General features: G+C 74.6%; 17 protein-coding genes. 10 read left to right on the forward strand and 7 right to left on the reverse strand.

Going from position 1 to position 16,691, the window contains the following annotated elements:
• Positions 1-66 precede the first annotated feature (66 nt).
• Together DQ239_RS15955 and DQ239_RS15960 are read right to left on the reverse strand one after the other, a co-directional pair.
• Complete coding sequence (locus tag DQ239_RS15955) at positions 67-846, reverse strand: enoyl-CoA hydratase/isomerase family protein (protein WP_113835411.1); 780 nt, start codon at positions 844-846, stop codon at positions 67-69.
• Positions 843-1,754, reverse strand: coding sequence for a neutral zinc metallopeptidase (locus DQ239_RS15960; protein WP_113835412.1), 912 nt, complete (start codon positions 1,752-1,754; stop codon positions 843-845). The genes DQ239_RS15955 and DQ239_RS15960 overlap by 4 nt, the downstream gene beginning before the upstream one ends.
• Before the next feature lie 208 nt (positions 1,755-1,962).
• Between DQ239_RS15960 and DQ239_RS15965 the strand changes: the two genes are divergently transcribed.
• The 4 genes from DQ239_RS15965 to DQ239_RS15980 all read left to right on the forward strand — a co-directional run bounded on the left by DQ239_RS15965 (position 1,963) and on the right by DQ239_RS15980 (position 4,659).
• On the forward strand, positions 1,963-2,364 hold the full coding sequence (locus tag DQ239_RS15965; RefSeq protein WP_113835413.1) for a hypothetical protein: 402 nt from the start codon (positions 1,963-1,965) through the stop codon (positions 2,362-2,364).
• A gap of 4 nt (positions 2,365-2,368) precedes the next feature.
• Positions 2,369-3,622, forward strand: coding sequence for a glutathionylspermidine synthase family protein (locus DQ239_RS15970; RefSeq protein WP_233489354.1), 1,254 nt, complete (start codon positions 2,369-2,371; stop codon positions 3,620-3,622).
• Positions 3,623-3,631: 9 nt separating this feature from the next.
• The gene (locus DQ239_RS15975; RefSeq protein ID WP_113835414.1) at positions 3,632-4,075 is read left to right on the forward strand and encodes a nitroreductase family deazaflavin-dependent oxidoreductase; all 444 of its coding nucleotides are present in this window, start codon (positions 3,632-3,634) and stop codon (positions 4,073-4,075) included.
• A gap of 158 nt (positions 4,076-4,233) precedes the next feature.
• Positions 4,234-4,659, forward strand: coding sequence for a DCC1-like thiol-disulfide oxidoreductase family protein (locus tag DQ239_RS15980; RefSeq protein ID WP_233489356.1), 426 nt, complete (start codon positions 4,234-4,236; stop codon positions 4,657-4,659).
• A 50-nt stretch (positions 4,660-4,709) separates the two neighbouring features.
• On the opposite strand, the gene DQ239_RS15985 is transcribed toward DQ239_RS15980, so the two are convergent.
• Together DQ239_RS15985 and DQ239_RS15990 are read right to left on the reverse strand one after the other, a co-directional pair.
• On the reverse strand, positions 4,710-5,285 hold the full coding sequence (locus DQ239_RS15985; protein ID WP_113835416.1) for a nitroreductase family protein: 576 nt from the start codon (positions 5,283-5,285) through the stop codon (positions 4,710-4,712).
• Positions 5,286-5,327: 42 nt separating this feature from the next.
• Positions 5,328-6,389, reverse strand: coding sequence for a winged helix DNA-binding domain-containing protein (locus tag DQ239_RS15990; protein ID WP_113835417.1), 1,062 nt, complete (start codon positions 6,387-6,389; stop codon positions 5,328-5,330).
• Positions 6,390-6,601: 212 nt separating this feature from the next.
• Here DQ239_RS15990 and DQ239_RS15995 point away from each other — a divergent pair, with 212 nt between their 5' ends.
• From DQ239_RS15995 to DQ239_RS16010, 4 genes are all read left to right on the forward strand, one after another.
• On the forward strand, positions 6,602-7,039 hold the full coding sequence (locus tag DQ239_RS15995) for a DUF1801 domain-containing protein (protein ID WP_113835418.1): 438 nt from the start codon (positions 6,602-6,604) through the stop codon (positions 7,037-7,039).
• An 86-nt stretch (positions 7,040-7,125) separates the two neighbouring features.
• Complete coding sequence (locus tag DQ239_RS16000) at positions 7,126-7,362, forward strand: hypothetical protein (protein WP_113835419.1); 237 nt, start codon at positions 7,126-7,128, stop codon at positions 7,360-7,362.
• A gap of 48 nt (positions 7,363-7,410) precedes the next feature.
• Positions 7,411-9,057, forward strand: a complete 1,647-nt coding sequence (locus DQ239_RS16005) for an ATP-binding cassette domain-containing protein (protein ID WP_233489358.1) — start codon at positions 7,411-7,413, stop codon at positions 9,055-9,057.
• Positions 9,058-9,123: 66 nt separating this feature from the next.
• Positions 9,124-10,443, forward strand: coding sequence for a D-arabinono-1,4-lactone oxidase (locus DQ239_RS16010; RefSeq protein WP_113835420.1), 1,320 nt, complete (start codon positions 9,124-9,126; stop codon positions 10,441-10,443).
• A gap of 3 nt (positions 10,444-10,446) precedes the next feature.
• Here DQ239_RS16010 and DQ239_RS16015 read toward each other — a convergent pair whose 3' ends face one another.
• The 3 genes from DQ239_RS16015 to DQ239_RS16025 form a co-directional block, all read right to left on the reverse strand.
• Complete coding sequence (locus tag DQ239_RS16015; RefSeq protein WP_113835421.1) at positions 10,447-11,340, reverse strand: oxidoreductase; 894 nt, start codon at positions 11,338-11,340, stop codon at positions 10,447-10,449.
• A gap of 28 nt (positions 11,341-11,368) precedes the next feature.
• Entirely contained in the window at positions 11,369-12,574 is a 1,206-nt protein-coding gene (locus tag DQ239_RS16020; RefSeq protein WP_113835422.1) for an MFS transporter, read from the reverse strand.
• Between the two features lie 186 nt (positions 12,575-12,760).
• Positions 12,761-13,903, reverse strand: a complete 1,143-nt coding sequence (locus DQ239_RS16025; RefSeq protein WP_233489360.1) for an alcohol dehydrogenase catalytic domain-containing protein — start codon at positions 13,901-13,903, stop codon at positions 12,761-12,763.
• 326 nt (positions 13,904-14,229) lie between these two features.
• On the opposite strand from DQ239_RS16025, the gene DQ239_RS21015 reads away from it, so the two are divergent.
• Positions 14,230-15,666 carry a M23 family metallopeptidase gene (locus tag DQ239_RS21015; RefSeq protein ID WP_233489362.1) on the forward strand — a complete coding sequence of 479 codons (1,437 nt, stop codon included), beginning with the start codon at positions 14,230-14,232 and terminating at the stop codon, positions 15,664-15,666.
• Between the two features lie 107 nt (positions 15,667-15,773).
• Positions 15,774-16,691 (forward strand): cation diffusion facilitator family transporter, encoded by a 918-nt coding sequence (locus tag DQ239_RS16035; protein WP_113835424.1) that lies wholly within the window; start codon positions 15,774-15,776, stop codon positions 16,689-16,691.

The raw sequence follows: 16,691 nt of genomic DNA on the forward strand, positions 1-16,691 counted from the left end.
CCCCGTGGGGAGCGCCGCGACGGGGTGGTACCCCTCCCGTACGGGCGGTGAAACGGGATCGGCGGGTCAGCCTGTCCAGCCGAAGCGCGGCGGGCGTCGCTCGGCGAAGGCGGCGACCCCCTCCGGCAGCTCACCGGCGCTGATCGTCTCCCGGTACCGCGGTGCGGCGAGCGCCTCGGCGTCGCCCTCCGCGGTGAGCGCGGCCACGATCTCCTTGGTGGCGCGCTGGGTGAGCGCGGAGCGGGCGGCGAGCACCTCGGCGAACCGGCGCACCTCGTCCTCGAGGTCGGCGGGCTCCACCAGCCGGTCGACGAGGCCGGTGCGCAGCGCGTCGTCCGCGTCGAGCAGTTCGCCGCTGAAGAGCAGGTACTTCGTCGTCGCCGGGCCGACCAGGTCCACCAGGGCCCGGGTCGAGTACGGCGGGTAGACGATTCCGACCTTCGCCGGCGTGACCCCGAAGACGCTGGAGCGGTCGGCGAAGCGCAGGTCGCACGAGGCGGCGATCTCCACCCCGCCGCCGATGCAGTGCCCGCGGATCATCGCGATCGTCGGCTTCGGGAACGCCCGCAGCGCCGCCTGCGCCGCGAGGTTGTGCGCCCGCACCTCGGCCATCGGGTCCTGCGGGTCCGGGCCGCCCAGCAGCCCGGCGATGTCGGCGCCGGCGCAGAAGCTCGGCCCGGCGCCGGTCACCACGAGCACCCGCACCTCGGGGTCGGCCGCCGGCCCGGCCAGCACGTCGGGGAGCGCCGCCCACATCTCCGCGGTCATCGCGTTGCGCTTCGCGGCCCGGTCGATGGTCAGCACGGCGGTGTGCCCCTCGCGGCGGAGCGGCAGGTTCTCTTTCATCCGAGGTCGTCGGTCGCGAAGGTGTCGCAGCGGGCGGGGTCACCGGTCTCGTAGCCGGTGCGGAACCACTTCTGCCGCTGCTCCGAGCTGCCGTGGGTGAAGGCCTCCTGGTCCACCGTCCCGCTGCCGAGGTTCTCCTGGATGTAGTCGTCGCCGATGCGGGCGGCGGCATCCAGCGCCCGGTCGATGTCGTCGTCGGTGATGTCGGCGATGAGCGGCTGACCCGAGTCGTCGGGCACGGTCTCGGCGTGCGTCGCCCACGCGCCGGCGTAGCAGTCCGCCTGGAGCTCCAGCCGCACCGAGCCGCTGGTCGGCCCGCTCTCGCCGGGCGTGACCCGAGCGTTGGTGCCGAGCAGGTTCTGCACGTGGTGGCCGTACTCGTGGGCGAGGACGTACGCGTCGACGAACAGCCCGCCCTGGGCGCCGAACTGCTCGCGCAGCTGGTCGAAGAAGGTCAGGTCGATGTAGACCAGCTGGTCGGCCGGGCAGTAGAACGGCCCCGACCCGCTCGACCCCGCGCCGCAGGCGGTCTGGATCGAGCCGGTGAAGAAGGTCGTCTCGGTGCGCTCGTACCGCCCGCCGAGCACCCCGGTCCAGTAGTCCTGGATGGACTCGACGTCGGCCACGACGGCGCACTCGACCGAGTCGTTGGCGTCGGCGCCGGTCCGGCACTCCTGCGCCAGCGCCGAGTTGTCCACGGACTGGTCCTGGCCGAGGCCCGAGAAGGTGGGGACACCGCCTCCGCCGTCACCGAGGACCTGCAGCAGGACGACGACGACCAGCCCGACCATGCCCAGCCCGCCGCCACCCACCGCGAGGCCCCGGCCCCCGCCGCCGCGCAGACCGCCCCCGCCCCGGGCGTCCCGCACCCCGGACGTGTCCAGGCTGCCGCTCTCCCGGTACCTCATGCGCGGTGGTCCTCCGTGGTCCTCGCCCGGGCCGGGCGGCTCGCTGCGCGTCCGGGGATCCGGCCGCCTGGGAACGGTGCCATCCCGGGGGTGGGCTCCGCGACCCGAGGGCACGACGCAGGCACCCGGGCGGGCCCCGGGGGAGGACCCGAGCGGTTCCGCCGGGGGAGGTCCTACTGTCAGGGGCAACCCGAGGAGGAACACGTCCATGGCGGTCTCCAACCGCGTCCGCGCCGCCCTCACGACGACGGTGCTCGCCACCGCCGCGACCGGCTTCATGGCGGGGTGCGGCGCGGGCGGTGAGGACGACGAGCAGGTCGCCTACTGCACCGACGAGAACGGCGAGATCGTCGACGAGGACCTCTGCGACGACGACCGCGGCGGAGGCCTCGGCGGCGGGCTGTTCTTCCTCTACCTCGGCGGCTTCCGTCCCGGGCTCCCGGTCGGCACCGTCCTGCCCTCGGGCGGCACCCGGATCAACCCCGGTGACTCCGCCGCCCGGCAGCGCGCCGGCCTGCCCGCCACGGGCAAGGTGAGCACCGGCCAGCGGGTGAGCGGCGGCATCGGCAGCGGGATCGGCGACAGGGCCGGTACGGGCGCCGGCAGCTGAACCGTTGAGACGGATCGAGAGCGGGATCGTCCGCCCCGGCTGGGAGGCGGAGATCGAGTCGCAGGGCCTGGTCTACAACCGCACCCACCTGCCCGGCGGCGAGGTGCGCAGCTACTGGCGCGAGGGCCCGTTCTACGACTTCTCCATGGCCGAGATCGAGGAGCTCGAGGGCGCCGTGCGCCAGCTGTTCCAGATGTGCGTGGCCGCCGGCGACCACGTCGTCGACAACGAGCTGTTCGACCGGCTGCACATCCCGCCGATGGCCCGGCCGTCGATCCGCCGCACGTGGGCCGAGGAGCCGCCGAGCATCTACGGCCGGTTCGACCTGCGCTACGACGGCGAGGGCCCGCCCAAGCTGCTGGAGTTCAACGCCGACACTCCCACCGGCCTGGTGGAGTCCGCCGTGACCCAGTGGAACTGGCACCTGTTCACCGGCCAGGGGCGCGACCAGTGGAACGCGCTGCACGACACCCTCGTCGCCGCCTGGCAGCGCAACCTGACGAAGTGGGAGCGGCGTACCGGCGTCCGGCCGCGGGTGCACCTGGCGTGGACCAGCGAGGAGACGTCCGGCGAGGACCGGATGACCGTCGCCTACCTGATGGACACCGTGGTGCAGGCCGGCTACGAGGCGATCGAGCTCGTCGTCGAGGACATCGTGCTGGACTCGGGCGACGGGCGGTTCTACGACCCGCAGGGGCGCCACCTCGACGTCGTCTTCAAGCTCTACCCCTGGGAGTGGCTGATCGAGGACGAGTTCGGCCCGGCCGTGCTCGCCGACGGGATGCGCCCCGGCGGGACGACGTGGGTGGAGCCCGCCTACAAGATGCTGTGGAGCACGAAGGCGCTGCTGCCGGTGCTCTGGCAGCTGTTCGGCAGCGACCCGGTGCTCGGGCGGTACCTGCTGCCCGCCTACTTCGCCGACGAGATGCCGTCGTCCTGGCAGACCTACGTCCGCAAGCCGCTGTGGGGGCGGGAGGGCGCCAACGTGGCGATCGTGCGGGACGGCGCGGTGACCGCGCAGCTGCCCGGGCGGTACGGCACCGAGGGCTTCGTGGTGCAGGAGTTCGCGCCGCTGCCGGACTTCGCCGGCGTGGACGGCCCGCACCACCCCGTGCTGGGCGCGTGGGTCGTCGACGGCGAGCCGGCCGGGCTGGGCATCCGCGAGAGCGACGGGTTGATCACCGACAACCTGAGCTTCTTCGTCCCGCACGCCATCGACTTCTCCGCTCCGCAGGACGGGCGGCGGCGGACGCAATAGTTTCGGCTCATGCCGCTGCAGGGTGAGTACGTACCGAGTCCGCAGAAGTGGGTCCGCGACCAGGTGGAGCTCTACGAGCGCACCGGGGGCCGGGAGGGCAACACGCTGCTCGACCGCGGTCTGCCGGTCGTCATCTTCAGCACCCGGGGGGCGAAGAGCGGGAACGTGCGCAAGCAGCCGCTCATGAAGGTGGAGAAGGACGGCGCCTACCTGATGGTCGGCTCGCAGGGCGGAGCACCCACCAACCCCGCCTGGGTCGCGAACCTCCGTGCCGCTCCCGACCAGGTCACCGTCCAGGACGGGCCCGAGCCGTGGGACGGCGTCGCGCGGGAGCTCGACGGCCCCGAGCGCGAGGAGTGGTGGGAGCGCGCGGTCGCGGCCTTCCCCGACTACGCCGACTACCAGCGCAAGACCGAGCGCCGCCTCCCGATCTTCCTGGTCGAGCGCCGCTGACACCTGAGGCGTCGGTCCTGCCGGCCCGACCACCGCCTCGAGGCCGTCGGGGCGGTGGTCCTGGCGACCATCCCCCGGACACCGCGCGGCCCGGTGGTGGACACCGCCCCGTCTCGCCGACAGACTCCCGGGCGGCCGCTGGCCCTGAGGAGGTGTCCGTGCCCAGCCTGGTCTTCGACGGCGACTGCGCGTTCTGCAGCCGTTGTGCCGCCGTGGCCCGACGGATCCTTCCCGCCGACTGCGCCGTCATCCCCTGGCAGTCGTTCGACCTCGCCGCGGTGGGGGCGACCACGGAACGAGCTCGACGTGAGGTGCTCTGGGTCAGCGCCGACGGTGCCGTGACCGGAGGTGCTCCGGCGGTGGCCGCCGCCCTCCGCGCGGCCGGTGGAGCCTGGCGGGCGCTGCGGCTCCTCGGCGTGCTGCTCTCGATCCCGCCGATCCGGTGGGTCGCGCCGTCGGTCTACCGGCTGGTGGCCGCCCACCGGTACCGCCTGCCCGGTGGGACGGCCGCCTGCCGGGTGGCCGTGCCACCCCTCTCGACGACGGCCCCTGGCACGCCGACGGGAACGACCGGCCGGCCCTGACCCCCGCCGGCACGGTCCTCGCGACCCTCTCGGCCCGTGCCGCGGACGCGTCAGGCGGGGCCCCAGCGGAGCTCGCCGAGCGGACGGCGCTGCCGGTCCGGTCGCCCGCCGTCGTGCTTCCCCTGGCGCGTTGCGCGCCCTGCCGTGGGGACGCGCCCGATGGCCGCCATCGTGGTGACCTCCCAGTGGTGCGGGACGGAGAACTCGCTCGCGAGGGCCTCGCGGTCGAAGGCGCGGAACTGGCGGACGGACAGTCCGAGAGCCGCGGCCTGGAAGGTCAGGTGGGCCACCGCCTGGCCCAGGTCGTACAGCGAGAACTCCGAGTACTCCCAGTCGGTGCCCTCGACGGAACGGTGGGCCAGGTTGGCGATCAGCAGCCCGGCGGTGGGGGCCCAGGCAGCGGAGCTCCCGGCGAGGTGGCGGACCAACCGTCCGTGGGTCGCGTCCCCGCGCCGTCCGACGATGAACGCCCAGGGCTGCGAGTTGCCCGCCGACGGGGCCCACCGGGCCGCCTCGAGCAGGAGGTCGACCTCCGATGCCGGGATCACGTCCGTCGGGTCGAACGTCGTCGGGCTCCACCGTCCCGACAGCAGCGGATGCAGGACCGGATCGGGAGAGCGGCTCACCGGAGCAGCGTGACACGGGGCGTGGTCGGGGCGCGGCCCTCGTCAGGGCAGGGCGGCGGCGAGCTCTGGGACGCCGGCCACCAGTGCGGCGTCCGCGGGGTCGAAGGCGGTGCCGACGGCGGCCCGGCGGGCACCGCGGCCCTCGTACCGCCAGGTGCCCACGACCCGCCCCTCCACGACGACGGTGGACAGGAACATCCCGTTGGCGCCCGGCGCGATGCGGGTGGCGTGGGCCGGGTCGAGGACGGCGCTGCGGTCGCCGTAGCCGAGCACGAACTCGTCGAAGCCGGGCAGGAGGACGGTGCTCCGCGCCTCCTCGCGGCAGGCGGCGAGCAGCTCGGGGGTGGCGGGGTCGAGGAAGTGCTCGACGCCGTCGACGGACAGGGACTCCAGCTGGTCCCGCGCGACCGCGAGGCCGGCGCGGCAGTCCCGGACGGTCAGCCCCGACCAGCGGGCGAGGTCCTGCACGGTGGCCGGCCCGTGCCCGGAGAAGAAGCGGGCCGCGAGCTCGCCGAGCGCCTCCTCGCGCGCCGGCCGGCGGGGGTGCGGCACCCACTCGTCCAGCAGCACGAACTGCTGCTCGCCGTCCACGGTCGGGCCCAGGCAGGTGTGGCCGGTCTGGGCCGCGAACCACAGCAGGTGGTAGCCGCGCTGGCCCGTGACGGGCACCCCGCCGGCATCGATCGCGGCCAGCAGCTGCGCCCGGGAGAGCCGCCGCCCGCCGGAGAGCGCGGCCACGGCCGCCTCGCACGCGCGGGCCACGTCGTCGTCGCTCAGGCCCAGCAGCGCCCGGCGCTTGGCCACGCCGGCCAGCGCGCGTTCCCCGAGCAGGTCGAGCATCCAGGGCAGGTCCTCGGCGAGGGTGAGGTGCAGCGTGCCGCGCATCGGCCACGACCGGACGATCTCCCCGCGGTCCATCGCCTCGAGCACCTCGGCGCGCGAGCGGCCGGCGGTGCGGAGCGCCACGGAGGTGACGGAGCCGGGGTAGTCCTGCCCCTGGACGGCCGTCAGCCGGCGCACGGCCTCGGCCGGCGTGGCCGCGCGCGGGCCGGCCACCCGCTGCGCGACGAGCCGGAGCAGGCCTATTTCGGATCCCGGAGTCACGGGGACACCGTGGCACCGGGGTCCGACGATCTCCAGGACGCGGGCACGATCCCGGAGCCGACGCCGTCCGGGGGGTAGCGTGCGCGGGGTGTCAGGGATGTGGGGGCCACGCGCGGAACGGCGCCGACGCGTCGTGGCCGCCGTCCTCGTCCTCGCCATCGTCCTGGCCGCCGGTGCGACCGTCCTCTCCCTCGCCCTCGGCTGAGGCAGTCGTGGCGGCCGACGGGATCGAGGCCTGGTTCGCCGCGGCCGGTCCGCGCGAGGCCGAGCTGCGCCGGGTCGACGCGCTGGTGCAGGAGGCCGCGCCCGGCATCGACCGCTCGCTGGTGCCCGCCGGCGCCGGGCAGATGCTGGGGTACGGCCTGATGCCCTACCGGCCGCGCTCGGCCAGGACGACGACGAGCTGGCCGCTGATCGCCCTGGCCGCCCAGAAGCGGCACCTCTCCCTCTACGTCTGCGCGGTGGTCGACGGCGGGTACCTCGCCGAGGACCGCGCCGACCGGCTCGGGACCGTCTCCTGCGGCAAGAGCTGCATCCGCTTCACCTCCCTGGACCGCGTGGACACCGACGCGCTCGGCGCCCTGCTGCGCGACGCCGTCGCCAGCACGTCGTCCGGGCGCAACGAGTACTTCACCGGGGGCGTGTCCTAGGTCCCTGGTGCGCCCGGGTGCGTCCCGGCACGGTGAGGGAGGCGTCGGAGAAGCCGGCGCTGATCCCTCTCCCCGGGAGCCCGTCGATGACACTGACCGTCCCACCCAGCAGCTCCGACTCCTCCTCCGAGCTGCCCTGGGACGCCGCCGTGGAGCAGGCCGTGGACCGGTTGCGGGGCGAGTACGCCGGCCGGGTGCGGCCCCAGCTCGTCGTGCGCGTCGTCCGGGAGAGCCGGCGGGACCTCGGCGGCTCGCCGGTCGGTGCGCTGCCCGAGCTCGTGGAGCGGCTGGCGCGCTACCGGCTGGGGACGCACGTCGGCTGAGCCCCGGCCCCCGCGGAACCGGGTTGCCCCGGCCGGGAGGATGTCCGGGTGGGCATCGGTTCTGGCTCGGTCGACGTGAGCGCGGTCCGGCACATCCTCTCCGACGGGCGGGTGCTGCTGGACGACGTCTCGTTCCGCGTCGGCGAGGGCGCCCGCGCGGCCCTCGTCGGCGAGAACGGGGCCGGCAAGACGACGCTGCTGCGGATCATCGCCGGTGACCTGGTGCCCGAGGCCGGCGCGATCGCGCGCACGGGCGGGCTGGGCGTCATGCGCCAGTTCATCGGCTCGGTGCGTGACGACACCACCGTCCAGCGGATGCTGGTCGACCTCGCGCCGCCGGCCGTCCGCGAGGCCTGGCACGCGGTCGAGGCGGCGGAGCTGGCCATGATGGAGACCGACGACGAGCCGACCCAGATGACCTACGCGAACGCGCTGGCGCACTGGGGCGACGTCGGTGGCTACGACATCGAAATCACCTGGGACACCGTCACCGTCGCCGCCCTCGGCGTCCCCTACGACCGGTGCAAGTACCGGGAGCTGTCCACGCTGTCGGGCGGTGAGCAGAAGCGGCTCGCGCTGGAGGCGCTGCTGCGTGGTCCCGACCAGGTGCTGCTGCTCGACGAGCCGGACAACTACCTCGACGTCCCGGGCAAGCGCTGGCTGGAGGAGCGGCTGCTCGAGACCCGCAAGACCGTCCTGCTCGTCAGCCACGACCGCGAGCTGCTGGCCCGCGTGGCCGACCGGGTCATCACCGTCGAGGGCGGGACGGCGTGGGTGCACGGTGGCGGGTTCGCCTCCTACCCCGAGGCCCGCAGCGCGCGGCACGAGCGGCTGGCCGAGCTGCGCCGCCGCTGGGACGAGGAGCACCAGCGGCTGATCGACCTGGTGCGCACGATGCAGCAGCAGGCGGCGAACTCCCCGGACATGGCCAACCGGTACCACGCGATGCAGACCCGGCTGGCCAAGTTCGAGGCCGCCGGCCCACCGCCGGAGCGTCCACCGGAGCAGAAGGTGGCGATGCGGCTGCGCGGCGGCCGCACGGGCGTCCGCGCGGTGATCGCCGAGGGGCTCGAGCTCACCGGCCTGATGCAGCCCTTCGACGCCGAGCTGTGGTTCGGCGACCGGGTCGGCGTCCTCGGGGCCAACGGGGCGGGGAAGTCGCACTTCCTCCGGTTGCTCGCCGGCCAGGAGGTGGCGCACACCGGCTCCTGGCGGCTGGGCGCCCGCGTCGTCCCCGGCTTCTTCGCCCAGACCCACGCCCATCCGGAGTGGCAGGACCGGACGCCGGTCGACCTGCTCTGGCACGGCGAGACCGGGCCTGGGGCGGGTGGGAGAGCCGGGATCGACCGCGGTCGGGCCATGGCCGCGCTGCGGCGCTACGGGCTGCACGGGGCCGCCGACCAGCCCTTCCGGACGCTCTCCGGCGGTCAGCAGGCGCGCTTCCAGATCCTGATGCTCGAGCTGGGTGGCGCCACGCTGCTGCTGCTCGACGAGCCCACCGACAACCTCGACGTGCTCTCGGCCGAGGCGCTGGAGGAGGCGCTCGCGGCGTTCGAGGGCACGGTGCTCGCGGTCACCCACGACCGGTGGTTCGCCCGCTCCTTCGACCGCTTCCTCGTCTTCGGCTCCGACGGCCGGGTCTACGAGTCGGCCGAGCCGGTGTTCGACGAGACGCGGGTCGCCCGCGCCCGCTGACACCGCCTGCTTGTTGATCATCGGCGGATGGCTACGTGACGCGCCGCCGGGTGCCACCATTCGCCGATGGTCGCGAAGGTCCGGGCGGAGTGGCGGAACTGGGCGGGCAACCAGCGGGCGTCCGGGGTGGACGTCGTCCGGCCCGCCGACGCCGACGGGATCGCCGCCGCTCTCGTGCGGGCGGGGGAGTCCGGCCTCCGGGTGCGCCCCATCGGCTCGGGGCACTCGTTCACGGCCATCGGCCGGCCCGAGGACGTCCAGCTGGTGCTCGACCGGCACGCCGCGCTGGTGGAGGTCACCGACGACGGGCTGGTCACGGTGCAGGCGGGGATGCCGCTGCACCGGCTCACCGCCGAGCTCGCCGCCCGCGGCTGGTCGCTGACCAACCTCGGGGACATCGACCGGCAGACCGTCTCCGGGGCGTTGTCCACCGGCACGCACGGCACCGGCGCCCGCTTCGGTGGCCTGGCCACCCAGCTCCGGGCGCTGGACCTGGTGCTGCCCGACGGCTCCCGGCTGCACTGCTCGGCCGACGAGCACCCCGACGTCTTCTCCGCCGCCCGCATCGGACTGGGCGCGCTCGGCGTGCTGGACACGGTCACCCTGCAGGCGGAGCCGGCGTTCGCACTGCGGGCGGAGGAGGGGCCGGCCCGGCTGGGCGAGCTGCTCGAGGGGTTCGACGAGTTCATGGACTCCACCGACCACGTGGAGTTCTACTGGTTCCCGCACACCAGCAACTGCCTGACCAAGCGCAACACCCGCGTGCCCCTGGACGCCGGGCTGGCACCGCTGCCGCGCCGGCGGGCGTTCTGGCAGGACGAGGTGCTGTCCAACGGCGCCTTCGCCGTCCTCGTCGCCGCCGGCCGGCGGAGGCCCGCGGCCATCCCGCGGCTGGCCGCCGTCGCGTCCGGGGTGGCCCCGCGCAGCTGGACCGAGGCCTCCCACCGCGTGTTCGTCAGCCGGCGCCGGGTCCGCTTCGTCGAGATGGAGTACGCCGTCCCGCGCGCGGAGGTCCCAGCGATCCTCACCGAACTGCACCGGATCGCGAAGGCGGGGGAGTTCCTGGCGTCCTTCCCGGTCGAGGTCCGGGTCGCCGCCGCGGACGACATCCCGCTGTCCACCGCCTCCGGCCGCGACACCGCCTACATCGCCGCGCACGTGCCCGCCCGCACCGACCCCGGCTCGTGGTTCGCCGCCCTGGAGTCGCTGGCCGGCAGCGTCGGCGGCCGGCCGCACTGGGGCAAGCTGCACGGCCCGGACGCAGCGACGCTGCGCACCCGCTATCCGCGGTTCGACGAGTTCACCGCGCTGCGGGCGCGGCTGGACCCGGCCGGGGTGGTCGGCAACGCGCACCTCGACCGGGTCCTCGGCCCCGTGGGCGGCTGACGCCTACAGGTCGACGTCGGGCTCGCCGGTGCCACCGATCCGGTCGAGCTCGTGCAGCTCCTCCGGGCCGAGCACCCGGGCCGACGCCAGCATGTTCTCCTCGAGGTGCGCCACCGACGACGTCCCGGGGATGAGCAGGACGTTGGGCGACCGCGCCAGCAGCCAGGCCAGCGCGACCTGCATCGGCGTCGTCTCCAGCCGCCGCGCCACCGTCTCCAGCGCGGCCGACTGCAGGGGCGTGAACCCGCCGAGCGGGAAGAACGGCACGTAGGCGATGTCCTCGCGGGCGAGGGCGTCGATGAGCGGGTCGTCGTCGCGGTGCACCAGGTTGTAGTGGTTCTGCACGCAGACGACCGGCGCGATGGCGCGGGCCTCGGCGAGCATCTGCGGCGTCACGTTGCTGACGCCGAGGTGCTTCACCTTGCCCTCCTGCTGCAGCTGCGCCAGCGCCTCGAACGGCTCGGCCAGCGAGCGCTGCACCGGCGCGGCGAAGCCGGGCATCCGCAGGTTCACCACGTCCATCGCCTCGACGCCCAGGTGGCGCAGGTTGTCCTCGACGGCGGAGCGCAGCTCGTCGGGCGACAACGCCTCGGGCCAGTCGCCTTCGGGGGTCCGCCGGGCGCCGACCTTGGTGACCAGCACCAGCTCCTCGGGATAGGGGTGCAGCGCCTCGCGGATGAGCTCGTTGACCACGTGCGGGCCGTAGTAGTCGCTGGTGTCGATGTGGTTGACGCCCAGCTCCACCGCGCGGCGCAGGACCGCGATCGCCTCCTCGCGGTCGGCCGGCGGGCCCATCACGTGCGGGCCGGCGAGCTGCATCGCGCCGTAGCCGAGGCGGAAGACGGCGCGGTCGCCGAGGGGGTAGCTGCCGGAGGGTTCTGCGGTGCCGATGCTCATGCCGCTCTCCCTACCCGGAGCCGGCCGGTCATGCGCCCCGGCGGGCGCCCACGGGTTCCGGGCCGACGGGGACGGCAAGGGGCCCGGTAGCCGGCCGCCGGAGGCCGCGCCGCACCTGCAGCGCGATGCCGGCGCCGGCGACGGCCAGACCGGCGCCGACCCACATCGGGGCGGTGAGGCCGTAGCCCTGCGAGATGACCAGGGCGCCGAGCGCCGCGCCCAGGGCGTTGGCCACGTTGAAGGCCGCCTGGTTGGCCGCCGACACCAGGCTGCCGCCGGGCACGGCGGCGGCCTCGATGACGCCGTTGAGCACGATCGGCCCCATCGCGAAGCCGAGCGTGCCGAACAGCACCAGCAGGACGACGGCGGCGATGGCGTTGCGGGCGGAGAAGGCGAACACCGCGAGGACGACGGCCACCCCGAGCATGCCGAGCGCGACGAACCCGAAGTCGAAACGGCTGCCCAGGCGACCGCCCAGCAGGGTGCCGACCGTCGTGCCGAGGCCGAACAGCGCGAGCACCGGCGTGACGCTGCCGGGGGAGAGGCCGGCGAGGTCGGTGAGGATCGGGGCGACGTAGCTGTAGACCGCGAAGGTGGCCGCGAAGCCGACCATGGTGAGCGCGAGGACCAGCCAGACCTGCCGGCTGCGGAACGCGGACAGCTCGGTGCGCAGGTCCGTGGGCTCCCCCCGGTCCGCGGGGAGCCAGGCCAGCAGCCCGGCGATGGTCAGGACGCCGATGCCGGCGATCGCGGCCAGCACCAGCCGCCAGCTGGTCTGCTGGGCCACCCAGGTGCCGACGGGGACGCCGACCACGTTGGCCAGCGTCAGCCCGGTGACCATCAGGGAGATGGCCTGCGTCGCGCGCTCGGGGGCGACGAGCCGGCGGGCGGCGATCGCGCCGACGCCGAAGAAGGAGCCGTGCGCCAGGGCCGTGAGCACCCGCGCCGCGACCAGGGCGCCGTAGGTCGGCGCGCACGCTGCGAGCAGGTTGCCGAGGACGAAGACCACCATCAGCGCGACGAGCGTCTGCCGCGGGGTGAAGCGCAGACCGAGCGCGGTCAGGGTGGGGGCGCCGACCACGACGCCGATGGCGTAGGCGGAGATGAGCAGACCGACGGCGGACACCGACACGTCGAGGCCGTCGGCGATCTCGGGCAGCATGCCCATGACGACGAACTCGGTCGTGCCGATGCCGAAGGCGCCGATGGCGAGGGCGAGCAGGGCGCGGGGCACGGGAAGAACTCCAGGGACGCGGGCGGGCGGCGAGCCGGCGGACGGCGTCGTCCTGGGGGCCGGGCCGAGGCGGGGGTGCCTCGTTTCTCTGCAGGGTGCAGCGGCCCGCCACCCCGGGGCATGCCCGGTGCGGCGGTGCGGCTGCTCACACCGGGGGCAGGCGTCGGCCCGCCCCCGGTGTGGTGGTCAGGGCTGGATCAGCACCTTGACGGTGCCGTCCTTCTTCTCGCGGAAGTTCATGTAGGCCTCGGGGGCCTGCTCCAGGGGCACGCGGTGGGTGGCGAAGTCGTCGACACCCAGCGGGTCGCCCTCGAGCAGCAGCGGCAGGATGTCGGGCACCCAGCGCCAGACGTTGGCCTGGCCCATGCGCAGCTGTATCTGCTTGTCGAACATGCGCATGAGCGGCAGCGGGTCGGTCGCCCCGCCGTAGACGCCGGACAACGAGATCGTGCCGCCCCGGCGCACCGCCTCGATCGCGGTGTTCAGCGCGGCCAGCCGGTCGATGCCGGCCACCTGCATGACCTTCTCCATGATCGCGTCCGGGACGATCGCCGTGGCCTTCTGGAGCGCCGAGGCCACCGGCGAGCCGTGCGCCTCCATGCCGACGGCGTCGATGACCGCGTCGGGCCCGCGGCCGTCGGTCAGCTCGCGCACCTGGGCCACCACGTCGGCCTGGTCGGTGGAGTCGATGACGGTGATGCCGTTGCGCCGGGCCCGGGCCAGCCGCTCGGGGACGACGTCGGAGGCGATGACCTGCCCGGCGCCCAGGTGCTTGGCGATGCGGGTGCTCATGTCGCCGATCGGGCCGAGACCGAGGACGAGCACGCTGCCGCCCTGCGGGATGCCGGCGTACTGCACCGCCTGCCAGGCGGTCGGCAGGACGTCGGAGAGGTAGACGTACCGGTCGTCCAGCGGGGCGTCGGGCACCTTGATCGGCAGCGTGTTGCCGAAGGGCACGCGCAGGTACTCCGCCTGCCCGCCGGGCACCTGCCCGTAGAGCTTCGTGTAGCCGAAGAGCGAGGCGCCGAAGCCCTGGTCGCGGTTCTGGGTCGTCTCGCACTGGGAGTTGAGCCCCTGCGAGCACATCCAGCAGGTATTGCAGGAGATGTTGAACGGGACGACCACGCGGTCACCGGCCTTGAGCGCGGTGACGTCGCGGCCCACCTCGCGGACCACACCCATGGGCTCGTGACCCATCACGTCGCCCACCGACATGAACGGCGCCATGACCTCGATCAGGTGGAGGTCCGAGCCGCAGATGCCGCTCGACGTGATCTCCACGATCACGTCCGTGGGGTCCTGGATCGTCGGGTCCGGGACGGTGTCCACCCGGACGTCCCCTCGGCCGTGCCAGGTCACTGCGCGCATACGGTTCGTCTCCCTCGATCGGGCCGGAATCCGGCTGTTCCGACGGCTCTGTGCCCGGGGACGAGCGATCTCGCGCAACTTTCAACCAGCAGCGGCGCGCCCCTCACGTTCAGTCGCACAGGCGTCACGAAGCGCCGAACCACAGCCGTGAATTTCCGTGGCTCAGCCCACAGAACTGCAGGTCAGTAGCCCGCGACGTAGATCACGAACCGGTCACATCGTGTTTACATGTGTCCCGCTCCTCTCCCCGGGGGCACGGCACTGCCCCCTACGGAAGCCCCAGGTGCATGACTTCGCTCCACCACGACCGACCCGTCGACGCCGGCCGGGACGTCGCTCCCGCGACGCCGGCCACGACCCCCGCAGCGGCCCGCGGCACCACGCGGCGCACCGCCGGGACGGTCGACGGGACGGTCTCCCCGCAGGTCCCGCAGCAGCGCCGGGGGAAGGCGCCGCGCACGGGGAGCGCGGCTGACGGTTCCCGCCGGCCCGGCGCCAAGGCCGTGACCGCCGCCCGGAGCGCTGCGGCCAAGGCCGGCACCGCCCGCACTGCCGCCGCGAAGGCGGCCAGTGTCGGGGCGACGACGGCCCGGACCGCTGCGGCACGGGCCGCCACCGCGGCGAAGGCGGCAGCGGCGAGCAAGGCCGGGGCCACCCGGACCGGTGCCACGAGGAAGTCGGCCGCTGAGCCGACGCCCGCCGCGCCTCGGGCCGTCGAGCCGGCGCCGGCCGCGACCGTGACGCCCGCGCCCGTGGAGCCGGCACCCCGTCCGCGCCCCCGGCCGGCCGCGCCCGTCGAGGTCGAGACCGCTCCCGTGGCCGACACCGCTCCTGTGGCCGACGCCGCTCCTGTGGCCGAGGCCGCGGTGACGGCGCCGGTGGCCGAGGAGCCCGCGTCGGTCGACGTGCCGGCATTCGTCGACGAGGCGCTCGCCCAGCTGCAGACCGGGCCGGCCGAGGTCGCCCTGGCGACCACCTCCGACCGCGCCCGCCGCCGGACCGGGCGCCACCGCATGCCGGTCACGCGCCGCCGTTCCGCCTACGTCGTGGCCGCGGGTCTCGTCGGTGCGCTCGGCATCGGCGCGCTCGTCGACGCCGACCCGGCGGCGCGGGCCGAGGCGCCGGCCGTCGCCGAGACGGTCAGCGTCGCCGAGCAGCTCGGCATCGAGGCGGAGTCGACGGCGGCCCTGGCCGACGCCGAGTCCACCCGCCTGCTCCAGGAGCTGGTGGCCAGCCGCAACGAGCGCGACGCCGCGTCGGCCGCGGCGGTCGACGCCCAGGCCAAGGCGGACTTCTTCGCGGCCGTGGCCGCTGCCGAGGCGGCCCGCCCGAAGGTCGTGGCCCCGGTGAACGGCGCCCGGCTGACCAGCGGCTTCGGCTCGCGCTGGGGCACCCTGCACGCCGGGATCGACCTGGCGGCGCCCATGCGCACGCCCGAGTACGCGGTCATGGACGGCGTCGTCCTGCAGGCCGGTCCGGCCGGCGGGTACGGCCTGGTCGTCTACATCCAGCACGACAGCGGCGACGTGACCGTCTACGGCCACATGGACGAGATCCTCGTCGAGCCGGGCCAGGTGGTCCGCGCGGGCGACACGATCGCGCTGCTGGGCAACCGCGGTCAGTCCACCGGCCCGCACCTGCACTTCGAGGTGCACGTCGGCGGGATGAACGGCACCAAGGTCGACCCCCTCCCGTGGCTGCGGGAGCGCGGCATCCAGCTCTGACGCCCCGCATCGCTGCATCCCGACGCCCCCGGCCGGACTCCTCCGGCCGGGGGCGTCCGGCGTCCGGCAGACTTCCGAACCGGGACCAGGACCGGAGGGAGGGACCCATGGGGCACGACCACGCTCACGCCGCCGGCACCGCGGCCGGGGGCCGGCGCCGACGACTGGCCGTCGTGCTGGGGCTGACCGTCGCGGTGCTGACCGCCGAGGTGGTGGCCGCCCTGCTCAGCGGTTCCCTGGCCCTGCTCGCCGACGCCGGTCACATGGCCACCGACGCCGTCGGCATCGCGCTGGCGCTGACCGCGGTCACCCTGGCCCAGCGGCCCGCCCGCGGACGGCGCACCTTCGGCTGGCAGCGCGCCGAGATCCTCGCCGCCGTCGCCAACGGGCTGCTGCTGCTCGGGGTCGCCGGCTACGTGCTCGTCGAGGCGGTGCGCCGGATCGGGAGCCCGCCGGAGATCGCGACCGGCCTGGTCCTCGCCGTCGGCGCCGTCGGCCTCGTGGTGAACCTCGTGTCGCTCGCCGTCCTGCACCAGGGGAGGGACGAGTCGCTCAACCTGCGCGGCGCCTACCTCGAGGTGCTGGCCGACGCCCTCGGCTCGGTGGCGGTCATCGTCGCCGCGTGCGTCATCGCCGTCACCGGCTGGACCCATGCCGACACGGTGGCCTCGCTGTTCATCGGCGCCCTGGTGCTGCCGCGGGCCTGGCACCTGCTGCGCGAGGCGCTCGACGTGCTGCTGGAGGCCGCACCCCGCGGGGTCGACCTCGGCACCGTCCGGGAGCACATGCTCGAGGTGGACGGCGTCGTCGGGGTGCACGACCTGCACGCCTGGACGATCACGTCCGGGCTGCCGGTGCTCTCGGCGCACGTCGTCGTCACCGACGAGGCGCTCGCGGCCGGGCACGGCGGGCGGGTGCTGGACGCCCTGTGCGCGTGCCTCGGCTCGCACTTCGACGTGGAGCACTGCACCTTCCAGCTGGAGGCGCGCTCGCACGCCGGCCACGAGGCACCGGTCCACGACTGA

The organism is Blastococcus sp. TF02-09 (assembly GCF_003319105.1).
In the GTDB taxonomy this organism is placed as follows: Bacteria; Actinomycetota; Actinomycetes; order Mycobacteriales; family Geodermatophilaceae; genus Blastococcus.

Excerpts from the sequence above, each read along its gene's own strand:
- DQ239_RS15955 (WP_113835411.1), bottom strand. The coding sequence starts at position 846 with ATGAAAGAGAACCTGCCGCTCCGCCGCGAGGGGCACACCGCCGTGCTG.
- DQ239_RS15960 (WP_113835412.1), bottom strand. The coding sequence starts at position 1,754 with ATGAGGTACCGGGAGAGCGGCAGCCTGGACACGTCCGGGGTGCGGGAC.
- DQ239_RS15965 (WP_113835413.1), top strand. The coding sequence starts at position 1,963 with ATGGCGGTCTCCAACCGCGTCCGCGCCGCCCTCACGACGACGGTGCTC.
- DQ239_RS15975 (WP_113835414.1), top strand. The coding sequence starts at position 3,632 with ATGCCGCTGCAGGGTGAGTACGTACCGAGTCCGCAGAAGTGGGTCCGC.
- DQ239_RS16000 (WP_113835419.1), top strand. The coding sequence starts at position 7,126 with ATGACACTGACCGTCCCACCCAGCAGCTCCGACTCCTCCTCCGAGCTG.
- DQ239_RS16010 (WP_113835420.1), top strand. The coding sequence starts at position 9,124 with ATGGTCGCGAAGGTCCGGGCGGAGTGGCGGAACTGGGCGGGCAACCAG.
- DQ239_RS16015 (WP_113835421.1), bottom strand. The coding sequence starts at position 11,340 with ATGAGCATCGGCACCGCAGAACCCTCCGGCAGCTACCCCCTCGGCGAC.
- DQ239_RS21015 (WP_233489362.1), top strand. The coding sequence starts at position 14,230 with ATGACTTCGCTCCACCACGACCGACCCGTCGACGCCGGCCGGGACGTC.
- DQ239_RS16035 (WP_113835424.1), top strand. The coding sequence starts at position 15,774 with ATGGGGCACGACCACGCTCACGCCGCCGGCACCGCGGCCGGGGGCCGG.